The sequence below is a fragment of the Pedobacter alluvionis genome (assembly GCF_003664035.1).
Lineage (GTDB): Bacteria > Bacteroidota > Bacteroidia > Sphingobacteriales > Sphingobacteriaceae > Pedobacter > Pedobacter alluvionis.
The window spans coordinates 257,159-273,290 of record NZ_RCCK01000015.1 but is presented as its reverse complement, the minus strand read 5'-3'; the positions used below and the strand labels follow the sequence as shown (position 1 = coordinate 273,290).

10 protein-coding genes are annotated in these 16,132 nt (G+C 38.8%); all 10 read right to left on the bottom strand.

Annotated features, from left to right (window positions below; genetic code table 11):
- Nucleotides 1–46: 46 nt before the first annotated feature.
- On the bottom strand, nucleotides 47–2,521 hold the full coding sequence (locus tag BCL90_RS23195) for a glutaminase family protein (RefSeq protein ID WP_121287689.1): 2,475 nt from the start codon (nucleotides 2,519–2,521) through the stop codon (nucleotides 47–49).
- Between the two features lie 210 nt (nucleotides 2,522–2,731).
- Entirely contained in the window at nucleotides 2,732–3,565 is an 834-nt protein-coding gene (locus tag BCL90_RS23190) for a PKD domain-containing protein (protein ID WP_121287688.1), read from the bottom strand.
- Nucleotides 3,566–3,578: 13 nt separating this feature from the next.
- Nucleotides 3,579–5,015, bottom strand: a complete 1,437-nt coding sequence (locus tag BCL90_RS23185; RefSeq protein ID WP_121287687.1) for a PA14 domain-containing protein — start codon at nucleotides 5,013–5,015, stop codon at nucleotides 3,579–3,581.
- Nucleotides 5,016–5,046: 31 nt separating this feature from the next.
- Complete coding sequence (locus BCL90_RS23180) at nucleotides 5,047–6,744, bottom strand: DUF4983 domain-containing protein (protein WP_166792259.1); 1,698 nt, start codon at nucleotides 6,742–6,744, stop codon at nucleotides 5,047–5,049.
- A 36-nt stretch (nucleotides 6,745–6,780) separates the two neighbouring features.
- On the bottom strand, nucleotides 6,781–8,400 hold the full coding sequence (locus BCL90_RS23175; protein ID WP_121287685.1) for a DUF5008 domain-containing protein: 1,620 nt from the start codon (nucleotides 8,398–8,400) through the stop codon (nucleotides 6,781–6,783).
- A 34-nt stretch (nucleotides 8,401–8,434) separates the two neighbouring features.
- On the bottom strand, nucleotides 8,435–9,175 hold the full coding sequence (locus BCL90_RS23170) for a class I SAM-dependent methyltransferase (protein ID WP_134380751.1): 741 nt from the start codon (nucleotides 9,173–9,175) through the stop codon (nucleotides 8,435–8,437).
- Nucleotides 9,176–9,194: 19 nt separating this feature from the next.
- Nucleotides 9,195–10,715: a RagB/SusD family nutrient uptake outer membrane protein gene (locus BCL90_RS23165; protein ID WP_121287683.1), complete on the bottom strand. Its 1,521-nt coding sequence runs from the start codon at nucleotides 10,713–10,715 to the stop codon at nucleotides 9,195–9,197.
- An 11-nt stretch (nucleotides 10,716–10,726) separates the two neighbouring features.
- Nucleotides 10,727–13,873, bottom strand: a complete 3,147-nt coding sequence (locus tag BCL90_RS23160; protein ID WP_121287682.1) for a SusC/RagA family TonB-linked outer membrane protein — start codon at nucleotides 13,871–13,873, stop codon at nucleotides 10,727–10,729.
- A gap of 21 nt (nucleotides 13,874–13,894) precedes the next feature.
- Nucleotides 13,895–14,986, bottom strand: coding sequence for a DUF5007 domain-containing protein (locus BCL90_RS23155; protein ID WP_121287681.1), 1,092 nt, complete (start codon nucleotides 14,984–14,986; stop codon nucleotides 13,895–13,897).
- Between the two features lie 36 nt (nucleotides 14,987–15,022).
- Nucleotides 15,023–16,132 carry a discoidin domain-containing protein gene (locus tag BCL90_RS23150; RefSeq protein ID WP_244095129.1) on the bottom strand — a complete coding sequence of 370 codons (1,110 nt, stop codon included), beginning with the start codon at nucleotides 16,130–16,132 and terminating at the stop codon, nucleotides 15,023–15,025.

Here is a 16,132-nt window from a genome sequence, read left to right as displayed (position 1 = left end):
TTAATGCAGAACCTTTGATTGTTAATTTAAAGGGAGGGGTGAGATCTTATTTACTATTTAATTTATCGGCAAGCATTTTCATATAAAAACCGCCAACTACACTACGCGCTTTAAAGTTATCGCGGATACCGGTGTTCGAATCGTAAAAATCGTTCAAAGGCACTCTTGATTCGGTTTCGATGGCATGCTTGTAAACGGGATGCACCAAAGCTTCGAATTCTTTTTGTGTTGGTGCAAAAGTAGCGGTCCACAAAATCCAGTCGTTTTTAGTATAGGCTTTTCTGCTATCTAATGGGATACCGTATTTATTTTGTTTCGTCAGGTAATATTTGGTTTCGGTATCATATATTTTTTGAGGGAACAAATTTAAATTCAAAACCTTATCCCAAACCAGGTTATATTTTTGGCTCCAGGTGTTTTTATTATCAAAAGTTAAGGCATAATGGTCGCCGGCATCAGCCATTTCTATCCATTTTGGAACCATACTTTCAGCAATATCCCTATATTTTTTAGCTACATCATTATAACCTAATGTCTGCGCTATTTGGGCATAACAGGCTATACCTACAATCGCTTTTACCGATAAGTTGGCATTACGGGCCAAGTGACCAGCAAAATCATCGGTACATAACTGCGTTTTCGGATCCAGACCCTCTTTGGTTAAATAATCAACCCAGGTGGTTAAGGTTTTCCAATGTGCTTTGGCGTAGTTGGCATTCCCCTGTGCTTTGGCAATTGCTGCGGTTAAAATAATCATGTTGCCCGATTCCTCAACCGGCATGGGTTCGCCATAGGTTTGGCCATTGGCCAAGGGGTAAGTACCTAAATCGTGTGCCGCCCAGGGATGAGGGTATTTTCCGCTTTCGCTAAAATAGAAAATGCCGTTCAACATGCCCTGTAATAATTCAGGATTGTAAATCAGGTATAATGGTGCCGAAGGGTAAGTTACATCAACGGTGTTAATGAAACCACCACTGTTGTTTTCTTTAGATAACCATAAAATCTCACCTTGCGGGCTCTTTACCAACGTATGAGCGGCAATGCTCTGACGGTAACCTAAAACGCACAAATCGGCATATTCTTTACCGCCAGATTTTAGGGCATCGGCATATAAATTTTTGTTAAATGTCTCGCATTTCTGAATCACAGTTTTGTACGCATCAGCCGCAGCGGTTAGTTGTGCCTCGATGGTTTCTTTACCTGAGGTATTCCACCATGGCCTTAAATTTTTATTAAAATATTGAACCGAATAAATTTCATCATAGCCCAGTTCAACATATTTTTCTACTGCAGCCTTACCTACTGTACCAAAAGGAATAACGGTATTTAATGCAAGCATTTTGCCTTGTTTAGCTGTTGAAGCAGAATTGCCTTTTCTAAAAGCATCGGCTGCATCTTTCTCGGCCGTTACAAACTGGATGGCATTGCTTGCTTTTGGCGCTGCCACATAAAAGTAACCCCAATCAATGCGCATATCATCACTTGCCTTTTGCAAAATTGGTTGTTCTACGGTACCCGTTTTTAATACTGATAATTTAGCGGTGTTGTATTTGCTCGCCGTAACTTCTTGCGCAGGGCGATAAACTGCGATGTTGGAAGAAGCACTCAGGTATACTTTCACCTGGTGCGTTTTACCGTCATTTGCTTTTACCTGATAGGAAACATAAGAAACCGGGCGTGCAAATAAACCCAAATCGTTCATCAACAACGGCGAGGTAAAAGTTAATTTTAAATCGATCTTACCGCAGGTAAAGTTATAAATGGTTTGCGTGGCATTGATATCAACACTTTTTTGTTTAGCCAGCTGCACCTTTTCGGCATTGTCTTTAAGCTTTTCTACCAGACCAAAATCCAGGAAACGGCCACCGGCGGTGTTAATGAGGTGGATGGCGATTACATTAGATCCGGATTTTAACGCACTTTTATCGCTATTGCTAAAGGCAATGTATTGAAAACTATTGGTCCAGCCTTCTTTGGTGTAGATTTTCTTTCCATTCAGGTAAACCTCAATATTATCATCATGGTTGATCTTTAAAAACAGTTCGTTTATTGATGCCGGGTTAGCGACGTTAAAGGTTCTCCTCACCCATATATCGTGCGATTTCCACAATGTTTTTACATTTTTGGCATCATCTCCTATTGGTGCCTGACCTGTTTGCCAGGTGCTGGCCACGTAGTTCGCAGCTTTCCAATCGCCCTGAGGTTCAGTTTCTGTATATTTTACTTCGTAAGCTTTTTCATCTGAAGCAGGTACAACCGTTTTATAGGTAGTGGTTTCTTTACCTAAAAAGCGATAAATACCTCCATCAACATTAATCATTCCTAAAAGAGAATGATCGGCACCTGTCCAATGTTGAGTAGAAGACTCATTTAATTTATCTGTGTTAGACCAGATACTGAAATAGGTATTGTGTGTAATTAGGGGATAAGCCGGAGCCTTCCGCTCCTGCGCCTTTAGCAAACTGCCTACGAACATGCAGCCCAGTATGCCTAAGAATTTTAAAGTGTTGGTTTTGTTCATAATTTGTGTGTGTGTATTGAAATCTGATGTTATATTCTGGTTAGATGCAACGCTTAGTTAAACGTTTTACTAATGTATAAAATATAATTTACTTTTTGCAAGACAACCCATTTTTTAATTGTCTAGGTGACATTTAAAACAAATCATCAAAAAAATACATGAAGTTGTTAAGCCTCATGTATTCTTCAAATTGTGTGGAGCGCTTATTACTTAAGGTTGTTTTTTATTGATAGTCCACTCAGATAACTGAAATATACGGCTTCCCCTGTTTGCTTTGATATAAAGACGGTAAAATTTATAAGCAACAAAGTTGTCGAAATAATACCTTTTGGTCACACGCCTCTCTCCCTGGGCTGGCCATGGACAAGTGGTTACGGTATGCAGGTCAGTATATTGAATTCCATCTAATGACCCCTGTAAAATCCAATACCTGGGATCCCTATCTTCAGCATCGTTTCCTGAAGTTAGGGTATAGGCCCCAACTACCTGTGGTGTTGCAAGTTCGAAAGTACATCTTTGCGTACCATCAAAACCTGCCTGCAAAAATTTGGTTGTGATGTCGCCATCAACCAGTTTTTTTGATCCCTCATCAGAATTAGGTCCGGCACCAGCCTCCAGATTTACAGAGAATATTCCACCGATAGTTTGCATATAATTCTCACCAATTTTTGTTGGATCGAAATTAGGATCTACAATATTTAAAAGCACTTCTTTTGCAGCCGAATAGCCCTGGCTGTTTCTGGTAGTTAAAGTAACTTTATATTTACCTGGAAAACGATACACGTGTTTTGGATTAACCGCTACAGACGTGCTGTCATCGCCAAATTGCCATAACAAAGTTTTATAGTTTGTAGAAGTACCCGTAAACTGGTATTCTAAAAACTTTGTCGGACTGGCTACGGCATAATCAAAACCTGCTGTTGGTTTAGGTTCGTCTACCACAGGAACAATCTCTTCTGCATCTTTCTTACACTTTACTGTTGTAATTACAATAAGTATTAAAAGAGATAGAATACTGAATAATCTTTTTACGTTATTTTTCATATCTGATTAATATTTAAGGCATTGGAAATAATTGAGATTTTGGGATTACCCTTTTTGATAAAATATTCGGCACTTCAATTTCCAGATAAGCCTGCTGCCCGCCTACATTTTCGCGGTGATGTGCTTCAATGGTATACCGTTTTCCGCGTTCTAAAAATATGGTGCCCTTACGTGTATCTTTATCCCATTGGGTAGTATAATCGTCTACTAACGGCACACCATTAACATATAGTCTCGAGCCATCATCCCAGCGGGTTTGATAAAAAGTATAGGTACCGCGCACTGGTGCCAAAAATTCGCCTTTCCATCTACTGGCAAAGTTATCCCTGCTTAATTGAGTTCCAGCTGCATTTTTCACATTGTCTGGCCATCCATCGCCACTAAAATTAATTGTCTCATCAACTCTGGTTACAAATGGCGCACGTCCATCATCAGGGTCTAATTGGGTATTGGTATAATATTTTGCTGTTAAACCAGTACCGTTTCCGGTGATGTAGGAGTTATTATCCAGATTTACATTAGGATCTATAATCACTATTAATTTACTATTAGTCGGGTGAATTACATGATTGCTGGCCTCACTAATACTGAAGGCGAATGCAAATTTTTTATTTGCAACAATGTTGGCGTCGAAAACCGGCCATGGAATCTGAAGTCTGACGATCGCACTCGAAGCCCCTGTAGCAAACCTAACCAAAGTATCAACGCTATAATCTTTGGCATCCAGGTGTATTGCATCTGCGGGTAAAGTTCCACTGCCAACTAAAGTAGCAATGGTATCTATGTTTTCTTTGATTTTAATATTGAAAGCTGTTGATGGTTGGTTTTCTAAACTTACAATAAGCGGAATCGTTACCCCGGCAGGACCTACAATATAATCGCCCTGGTACACTACATTATAGGTACCACCGCCATTTAAAGTCAAATAATGTAGATCGGTAGGTTTTAACAGATCGGCAGTATTAATAATAACCATGATGGTAGATTTGCCGGCTGCAATCTTATTTCCTTTACCGGGAGCGGAAAGCTTTAGGGCGAAAACAACTTTTTTACCATAATTACGCTCCAATACTGACCGGCGAACAATAGCAATACCTTCGCTGTTATCGGTGCCATAAGCAACGTTGATCACATTGGGATATTCTACCCCAGCAGATGGCATTAGAATTGCATTTGTAATGGTTCCATTATTAATTAACTGCGTAACGGTATCGTTATTTAAAGTTAAACCTACCTGAAAAGCCTCTTCTGCAACGCCTGTTAAAGAAATTTTAAAAGGAACTTTAATGTATTCGTTATCTATGGAAACGTTTCCTGCAACAATACCTTCTCCTGTTACACTTCTGGTATTGGGATCCGGCAATTTTAAATCATCTATTTGTGACTTGCGACAAGAATAAACACCAATGATGGCTAAACTTATCAATGCGATATATATAATTTTTTTCATTTTATGATATTTTAAATGATCAGAAAATCTGTTATTGATCTAACCAAACCCGGCCATCAAGCCCCCATGTTTGTTTATTGGCAATCTTTAACCAGTTTATAATCTGTGCAGGTATATCTGATGTTTGGGGAACAAATATGGCCAGTGTTTCTGGTGCCGGAGGGCATATTAAATCGTTGAAACTCTCCCAAGCGTATGTTCCCTGAAATTTAAAATCATGTGCCTGAGAACTTATATCTGCCATAATATTCCCATTACCATCTGTTGCAGGCCAATACCCAACCAGAAAATTAAAGTACGGATGACTTTGATCGATCGAAGTTTGACAGGCATAGTTGCCGATCATTCCATCCGGAACAGAAAATTTAAAAAAGCGGATGTCACTTACATATACATCTGGTACTCCGTGTCCATTTCCGTTTAAAAACCCCAATTTTAAAGGATTCGAATTTGCCAGCGAACCTGAACCTGTAATTTCGAGCTCATTATTAAAGCTGCCATTGGTATAGGTACGAACAAACCTTTGTCCATTACGCACCTCTATTTTCGCTGTTAAATTTGTCCATTTCCCCTTGGTAAAACTTCCCCCCCTACATTGGTGGTAATCTACATCTTTAGTACCCCGCCACTCAAAATACCAATAGTCTTCTTCTAAATAAATAACCCAGCCTACACTCGGGTGTCCACTGGACCACTCGTTACGTTTACCTAAAACACTTGGCCAGAAAAATTTGTCTTCGTTCTTTTTAACCTTAAGTTCTATGGTCACTTTTGTAGTGTCATCTATATTGTAAACATCTGCGTCAGCAGCATCAACCTGTGCCCTCACATCTTCCCCTTTAAAACGGATTGTTTTGCCTAAATACCTGTTACCGGTAAATGGCTTTGTTAAAATTCGTTTGTTGTAAGTTGGCGCATAATAAATTACAAATGAATTTACTTTTGGCTGGCTAAAAATAGTCTGGTCATCGGCATTTGAGGGTAATGTATATTGCCCACCTGCACTTGATGCAATAACAACCATCCATTGCTCATTGTTATAATCAGGACGTTTTTTTAGTGCGGCGAGGATTTCACCTACAGAAGTATCGAATTTTTCGATAGCTGCTTTATAGGCCGGAAAAGAAACATCATATCCGGATGCTGCACCTGCCGCATTAACCCCTGTAAAATGGCCTACAACAACCGTTGCAGTATCACTAGTTAAATTGCTGATCAATCCGGCTTTGACCGCATCATCATCTGCCACCAGGCTACTCACATCGGCTCCTGTATTTAACGATTTAAAAACCGCTGATGAGGTATAGGTAACAATTTTCGATTTTCCACTTGCCTCTTTAATCCTGTTAAAGATAATTGGGTAATTCTGCAAATTGTTATTCGTTAATGCATCAGTACTAACTTTATGTTTATCTTTTTTAACGCCGGTTAACATGTCTGCCCAATTGGTTGCATTTTCGGTTGCTTCAGGATCACTTAAACCTACCCATGTGTAGATAGCATGCGGCAAAATCGCATCAATATTTGGCGTATTGGCATCTAAAACCGATTGCCCCCTTGCTCCGTCAACAACTAAATAAAGTATCTTACGGTTTCCGTATTTAACAGTTGTTGTGTCGCTGGCATTCTTATCTTCAATTGTTCTTTCGAATTCTTTATTACAAGAAAATATGGCCGTAATCATTATTGTTGCGATTAAGCCAATCAATAATTTATATTTTTTCATCATACTCATCTTAATTTATATCCTGGTTAGCTTAATCTATTATTCGATCGTTACTCTAATAATGTTGTATAATGGTAAATTATCGAAACGACTAAAACCACCGATTAGCAATAGTGCTTTTTTACCATCTGCCGATTTGGTTTCGATTACATCAGATAGGCTACCATTAAAAGGCCCGGTAGAATTGTATCCTTTTGCCAATGTTCCTGTTGGGGTTAAAACCATAAACCCATTTCTGGTGATGCCATTGTATTTAATAAAATACCCGCTTACTACAATTAACCCATTATTAAGCTGTTTGGCAAAATTAGCTTGCCCACCTTCGAAGGCGAGCGATGCGAATGATTCATCTAAAGTTCCGTTATCATTTAAAACCGCAACACCTACTGCTGCTTTACCATTATAACGGGTAAAACTTCCGGTAATCACATATTTTTTTGTTGTTACATTATAAGTACAAGAATATATGGCATTATCGGCGCCTGTACCTGGTGTAAAAGTAGGATCGATGCTACCATCAACATTTAACCTCACAATGCGGTTAGCTTGCTGACCATCGAAAGTGGTAAAATTACCAAACACAACCAGTTTTTCCAGCTTCTCTGCCTCGGTATGCATGTAAGTATATGCACGTCCGTTTGCACTTTCTTTTCCTTTATTGGTAGCAGTGTTAAAACGGAATGTTTTATCAAGACTGCCATCTAAATTAAAGCGTAAAATCTGTCGGATTTCTGTACTGTCCAATATTACAGTATCCCTTGATAAATCGTAATTAAACTTATCGTAAGTTCTTTTTACATAAAACCTAAAATCGCCGGTTGCTAAAATTTTTCCCTGGTGGGCGTATACATGGTCAATAAAACCATTTGTACCACCGTTAAACCTTGGAAACCATTTTTGCGTAACAGTGTCAGTGACCGTTGGCTTTCTTTTTGTCTGAATTTTTACAGTGTCAATTGCTCCGCTGGTAAACAAACTGGTAATGTTGCTGATGTTTTCAGTCCGTTGGTTAAATCCTGAAAAGCCACCTGCTATAATAAAACGGTTACCAATTTCTACAATACTGGCTAAGCCACCATTGGATCCTCTTCCTGTACGGAAAGTACGATCATATTCTCCGTCTAATGATGTTCTTGCGATCCTATTGATGGGAACCACACCTCCTTTGTTATCAAAATTTGTAAAATTACCAACCACAATATCCCTTCCATCAAGCATTTCGTACACCTGACTGACAAACCCGTTGGTACCTGCTATGGCTTTGAAAGTAGGATCGATCTGAATCAGCCCCGTTACGGTAAAGGTTGGGCCAATAAATAACTGGTCGCCAATAGCAATTGATGTTACACCCGTACTTCCGGTTTCCGGAACTTTAACCGTAATTTCTGTGGCAGTTACATTAACTACCTCAGCCTTTTCGCCGTTAAACATAAATGTTAATTGATTTTTATATTTATCAAAGCCCGAAGCTTTGATGACTACAGATGTACCTACAATTCCAACAGCAGGAACAGGTACGTCAGTTTGTGAAATGGCCACACCTAAAGGTGATTTAGCATCAGCATAAGGATCAGGGATTATATCATCTGCCTTTTTACATCCCTGAAAGCTAAAAGCAACCAAAGTGATTATTGCGAATATTAATTTAATTTTTTTCATCGTTTAATTTCTTGAGGTAACACCGGATGTGATTTTATTTCGAAGAATCAGAAGGCGTTAACCCACTGTAATACACATCACTAAAAAAATCATTTGGGTTAAATCCAAAATAAGCACCACCTGCCAAATCGTTAAAGGCCAGAGCATGTACTACACCATTGGTAGGTTTTATATCAGATGATGATACCTTATTGATGTACCAATTGTCATTTGGTTTTGAGGCATCCGGAATGTAGGTTAAAACCAATTGGCGGTACCCAATATATTTGATGTTATTGGCAGTACCATAGGTTACCCCAATATTTGAGATATTACCACCAAGAGAATAATACAAACCGCCCGGATAAACACTCTTAACATCGAAATCGATTTGCTGATAGTCCTTTAATCTATTCACACCCTTAAACATGTAGCGTTGCAGATATCTCCTCCAGATTACCGGACTAATCTGATCCAGCGTTTTAACGGTATCTTTTCCAGAATAAAAAAGAAAATTATTTAATCCATCGGTTTTAACTGTTCCGATTGTTTTTTTAATTACCTCATCATCGGGCGCAAAAAAAGTAAAGTCTTCATTAGAAAAGGCACTTTCCATACCCGCCAGCTTTACAATTTGGGCTATGGTATCAAAAGGTACTTTTTTAGCCTGCAAATATTGAAGCATATTGCCTTCAAAGTTAGGGTTAGCCAAGCCTCCATCACGGTAGTACTCATCACGTTTACAAGCATTTAATATCAGCAGTACAGCAGCACAAGCAAAAATTAGCTTTTTCATATATCTTTTATTATAAAAATTAATTACCACCATTTACCCAGTAATCATTCAATTTCATAAATGGGTTGTTGTTTAGTGCACCTGAGTTAATTGGCCAGGTCCAGGCACCACGACTAAATTTATCGGATGTAAGCACGTTGTAGGAATACTGGCTATTTAAAATTCTCTTCGTCCTAACCAAATCGAAGTAATGGTGCCCCTCGCCGATAAGTTCCCTTGAACGTTCGTAAAAAATAAATTCTTTAAGATCTCCATTTGAAGACGTATATGGAGACGCTCCTGCACGGTTCCTTACCATATTTACCAGTTTTATGGCTTCGGTATCTTCATCTATATTTGCAAGCGCTTCTGCCGCCAGCAGGAGTTCTCCACCGTACCTAAAAATCATAAAAGTATTATCCGGATTGGCATCTTCCTCACCAACAATGAAAGAGTTCTTCGCATATTTTAATAACATGAACTTACCATTGTCTGCAAAAATATCTTCATTAAACCAGGTGGTGATCCTTTTGTCGCCCCCATCCTGAAAGAGTTTCTGCATGTATTCGCCCCTGTAATAAGCAAAACTTACGCGGTGGGTATATTCAGGTCTTTTGTAAGGGTAATGCAAAAACATATCGGCAATTGGTGCAACATTCAGTACGGCATCTCCATAATTGATACTTTGATAAAATTCGAACAAACTTTCATCCGAACGGCCCTTGATCACAGTGGACCAATCTGAAAGCGGCAATAACCGGTAGGCATTACTTGCAACCAATTCTTTACCCAGATCTGCAGTAGCCTGATAATATTTTCTTGCGTTAGCGCCGTCAAAACCTGCATTCCACATATTCATCTCCATCATTAAAGCAATGATGCTGCCTCTACTTGCCCGAACGCCCTTTAAAGCAGGATCGCTATAGGTAAATGGAATTTGATTTTTATAACCATTTAAATCGGCAATACATTTATTTAATACAGAAACAAAATTTTCGCGGGGTAAGGATGTAGAATGAAATGCATCGGTATAATACACTACATCGCCAAATAACCGCACCATGGTAAAGTAACAAAGTGAGCGAATAAATGCGGCTTCAGCCTTAAACTGCCCTTTTTCAGTTTCAGAAACACCTGGAACACCCTCATCTAATTTCGCGATCAGGATATTGGCTCCTTGAATTGCCCTGTAATAACCAGTCCAATCTGTTATTCTGTCAAAATTATAATAGTCCCAGGGCTGCCCTCTTCTGATCAGGTTTAATAAATCATTCCGACCTAAGAACTCCACATATTCGCGTGAGGCGGCATTGTCAGACTGGCTTTCGTGTAATACCTCACCTGATCTGTATTCTCCAACCGCACCAACATAATGTGTTTCGTTTATTTTGCTAAAAACAATCCTCGACAAATCATAAATATTGGCCACAACGTCTTCTTTAGTCTGGAAAAAGTTGTTCCCTGTTAGTTTATCTAAAGGCTGTACGTTTAAAAACTTTTTACATGAAGGCAAGCAAAAAGATGCTGAAATAACCAAAGTGTAAATAATAACTTTTTTCATAATCAATATTTTTAATTGCCTGTATTAAGTTCCAGGTTTAAACCAATGTTATAGGTACGTGGCACAGGATAACCGTTAGAAATATCGCGACCTAATGCGGTTACGTTTTCTGGATTAGGGCCAGTATACTTAGAAAATGTAATCAGGTTATTGGTAGAACCAAATATCCTTAAATTAGCCAGTCCGAATCTGCGTATCAACTTCTTATCGAACATATATGAAAGCGTTAAGTTGTTAATTTTCAGATACGTACCGCTCTCCTGCCATAAGGTTTGATCGGCTCTTAATGGTTGGATATTTCCATAACGGCTAAAATCATAAGGATATGGATATTTAGCCACATCGCCGGGTCTCTGCCAGATATTTAAATCGCCTAATGGCACTACGGCATTTAGTGCATAAGGATCTCTCATGATGGCAATACGATCTGCAAGCGCATTATTTAAGATTGTTCTATCGGCTGTATAACTGGCGTACATATTCAGGCCCCATTTTTTATACCTCATGGTGATCGATAAACCACCTGTTATTAATGGTTGTGAGTTTCCGGTAATTTCGTAATCTCTGCCATCCAGAATATAATCGCCATTTACATCTTTTAAGATTGGGTCTCCCCCGTAAAAGAAGGTATTGTTTGTTTGGTACCTTTTTCCGGTAACGGGATCCACAGGTACATCCGCATCTGTTTTGTAAACCCCCTGGTTAATTCTTAAATAGTTTGACAGGGTATTTCTGCCTACACGGAAAACATTATGCTGCAGATAACCAGAACCATCAAAGCGGATATATTGCCCGTTATACTCTTCAGGTAATTTTAACAGCACATCGCGGTTATAAGCGCCGTTTATCGAAAAAGATAAATCAAAATCCTTACTGGTAACGGCTTTTACAATTAAGTTGATCTCGGTACCATAGTTGGCGATACCCAAATCGTTACTCGATAGTTTATTAAAGCCTGTAGTATTTGATAAAATACGATCGAACAGTAAATTATCTACCTTTTTAAAATAACTATCCACAACAATCGAGAATCTGTTTAAGAAACCAATGTCAAAACCAAGGTTATACTGACTTGTAGTGGTTGGCTTTAAAGCCGGATTTGGAATTAAATCGTAATTGATACCAATGGTTTGCGTATTGTTGTAATTTCCATTCAGGTTATAAATACCGTAAATACTTTGAAGATTACCTGTTGGGACAATATTTTGGCCCCACGTTAACCTTAAACTACCATAGTCTAACCATTTTTGATCGGTTAACCAGTTTTCTTTGTTGAAATTCCATCTTAAACCTATTGAAGAGTTTTTAGAATATGGATTTTCCAAACCACTTGATGAGGTACCATCTAAACGGTAAGAGAACTCAGCTACGTATTTTTTATCGTAATCGTAAGATAGCGATCCGGCGAAAGAGGCAATTGTAGCATTTTTATAGCTACTTAAAACCCCTCCACCTCTTGAGTAATAACCATCAAACCCAACTGGTCCCTGAAGCTGATCGTTTGGAATTCTTTCCTGCCGGCTTATTGACGATTGGGAACCCTGTTTATAAATTTCGTTAAATGTATTGATAAAAAAATTATGCTTTTCACCTAGTGTTTTGGCGTAAGTGATTGCATTTCTATTGTATAACTGGAAATTTCTGCCATTATAATCATAAAGCTTGGCAAATGATCCATTGGCCGCAGCTGGTGTAAATGTAGTTTCAGTATCTGAGGTATAATCATAACTTAAGGTAGAAGATGCTGCGAAGCCTGGGATAAATTCGTAACGGGCATCGATATTTGCTCTTAAATTTCTGGAATTATTATCGTTTAGGGTTTGCAAAGCAGATAATACCCCACCAGATGCCTGATAAAAAGACGGAGGAGGCAAAAGTGTTGATGCCTGACCGTTTGAAGCCACGCCTGATTGAAGTAAGCCCGCACCGTTACCTTTATTCTGCTTACCTACCGAACCATTAACGAAACCGAAAAATCTAAATTTATCATTCGGTTTAAACTCCATATTCATGTTTAAATTGTAACGGTTATAACCCGTGTTTTTAATTACACCCTTTTCGGCATAATAGCCCATATTGGCTTTGTAATTAAATTTTTGGTCACCACCATCTAAAGCCAGGTTATGACTCTGGTTAAAGGTAGTTTGATAAAATACATCCTGCCAATCGGTAGAGTTATTGTAATACGCATTTAAACTATCAGCAAGAAAAGGTGTATTGCTAATTCCCCTGATCTGATTAATGGTTTCTGCGTTTAAAATAATTTGCTGGATTTTTAACTGGCGTTCTGAATTACCGCCCAATGTTTCGCGTAATTTAGGTGGAGCATTAACGAAAAAGTTCGATACGTATTTAATACGCGGCACTTTAGAATTACCTCTTTTTGTGGTGATAATGATTACCCCATAAGCACCTCTGGATCCATACATGGAAGTTGCCTGCGCATCTTTCAGGATTTGGATATTTTCGATATCCTCCTGAGGGATTAGCGAAAGTGGACTCACCCCGGGACCTTGTGTTTGAAAACCAAACTCTGCTGCCTTATCTGCATCTAAAGGCACACCATCAATAATATATAATGGCGATGTAGGTTGTAAAAATGAATCGTTACCACTGCCAGAAATACTTAAACTTGATAAACCACGAAGCTGTACTGATCCTCTAAAGCCAGGGGCTCCGGTATTGTTCTGGATATTTAATCCTGGTACTTTACCCTGTAAAAGGGTTTCAATGTTTGATACCGGGATATCGGATACATCCTTACCGCTAAGCACCGTTACCGATCCGGCAGTTGTTTCTTTTGGTCTGTTTTGGTAGGCTACAATAATAACATCATTCAGATCTTTACGATCCTCGCTAATGGTTACTGTAATATTGGTTTGATTGGTAATTTTAACTGATGAGGTATTGTACCCTAAGAATTTAAATAAAAGTGTTCCTCCAACAGGTACGTTAACCGAAAACTTTCCATCCCCATTGGTTTGCGTTAAGCCTTTATTGGTGCTTTGCAAAACAACAGATACGCCTGGCACCCCTTGTTTGGTCTCTTTGTCCAGAACCCTGCCATTTACAATAATATTTTTTTCTTGCGAATAGGCATTCGTACAATAGATTATACATACAATAAGTAATGTATATAAAAGTATATTTCTTTTCATAATATTAGCTTTATTGATCAACTATTCGTTTGCAAATTTTGGGTTCTCATTTTTGAAATAAAAGACGATTTCCCAGTCACCAGCCTTATAAATAGCGAAATCGACACCGAAATTGGCCACTGTACGTGCACCCCCAAAGCCAATCCGGGAGTAACTCAACTCTGCTTTTGCCCTCGATCCGCCTTTAGCGTAAGATGTAGGGATTTCTACCAATGGAATTGGATAAGCAACATCATACTGAACATATTGATCGGTTTTTTGGATATTGAAACCATGGATCATTTTATCCCAAACCGTTTCATTGAAAAACTTAGGATCGATCGGTAAAGAATCTTTACCCAAAACCACAATGCGTAACGAATGGCCATTACCTCCTGATGTTAGTGGACGGATGTAAACAATTGCATCCTTTTTATCATTGTTGCTCACCAAGTTTAAATTAGAAGTAGCACCGATAACATTATTCAGATAAGGACGGATATAATCTCTCAGTTTTTTGTCTAACGGAAATTTTGGATCAGGGGCAGGCAAACCTGTATAAGCATTAAAATCATTCGATGGCTCGTAAGGACGCTCTCTAAAAGGTCTGATCTGAAAATCCCTGATCAGGCGCTCGCCACCGGTATTTTTAACCTTTACATCAAAAAAGCGTGTATCCTGCGAAAAGTTGGTACTATCCGTCGGACGCGGTTTCAATATCTGGTTGGTTGCTGATGGCCATAAAATGAATTCGCCTGATGAACGTATTTCGAATATCGGATGTGTTTCAATTTTCCTTTTTGCCTCAATTTCAGCCAGGCTTTTTTCCAAACCGGTGTAAGGGGCTGTCCATACGTAAGTTGGTGCCGTTGTAAAAAGATCGCTTACCGGCTTTCCATCCCCAAACCTGACGTTTACAATTTCGAACGTAATGGGATTGGTTGAGTTATCACTGTTAAAGCCACCGATAAGATTGGTTCTTCCGATTATTGGCTCCAGAATTTTATTGCTAAAATTCACATTATTGCTGATATAATCTTTCTCATCTGGTAAATCGAAAATCTTTTTACAGCTACTACAAACGGTTAAAGCAAGTAAAAGGAGCGCAAAATATTTATATATGATCGATTTCATCGGGCTATTTATTTTAATGTTTCTATTTCGCATCACTTATTTTGTTTTGTTTATGGTAAACTCAGCCAACTGGAATGTGCCACTGTTTCTGAGCTCGGTAATCACAATGCGGTAAAATTTGTAGGCAACCGTATTGGTACACCTGAATACTTTTTGCTGATATCTTTCTTCAAAGAAAAAGTTAGACCTTCTATCCAGTTCTACCCAGTTTGAACCATCCATAGAGCCTTCATAAGTCCATGCTTTTGGATCTCTTTCGTTGGCATCATTTGCAGAGGTTAAGGTATATACCGATGAAACAGCAGGTGTTTTAAGTTCAAACCTCATCCATAGTTCACCTTGTAAGTCGGCCAGGAATTTGGTGTGATCATCACCATCGATTACTTTTCGCGAATTTTCTCCACTGGTTATACCTCCGCCATTTTCGCGGTTTGATGAAAATATACCGCCAATTTCCAGGTAAAGGTTTGGTGGTGGTGGCACAAAAGTTAACCGGGTAACGAATTCGTTAAAGCCGAATACGTGATCGGCACTGATTACATGTACGATCCCATTTTTGGTTTTAATGTTATTTGATGAGGTTGTACTGGTTGCCCAGTTGCGAACGAATTTGCTTTTTTTAGTATTATCAAAATTAATAACCTCCGGGCCCGCACCAACCTGACCAGAAGCCGATATCTTGGTTATACTCGCATGCATTGGATAACCAATATTTACACTTTTCAAGTCTAAACCGTCCTGAAGTTTTAATGAATCGGTTGTTTTTTTACCTCTGATAATGTAGTACGAGGTCATCGTATCTAACTGAACGGCATCAATATTGGCCAAAAAAAGCGGGTCTTTATCAGATAGTTTCCTTAATGTATTTAAGTTCCGTAAAGCCAGTTGGAAGCTCGGATTACTGACTGCAAATAACGTAACATTACTATCGGTTAATGTCTTTTTCAAGCCCATCCTGTCAATCGCTACAATAAGCGAATCGAAAACACCTGGTTTGCTTTTCAAATAATCGTAAGTATTGCCGGCAAAGGTTACATTCTGGTCTGTCGCATCGTAAAAACCTCCATTCTTTTTGCAGGCAGAATTAATTAGCGTTAGCAACGATAAGATTGCCAGCGCGCCCATATATTTTATTGAATTTTTCAT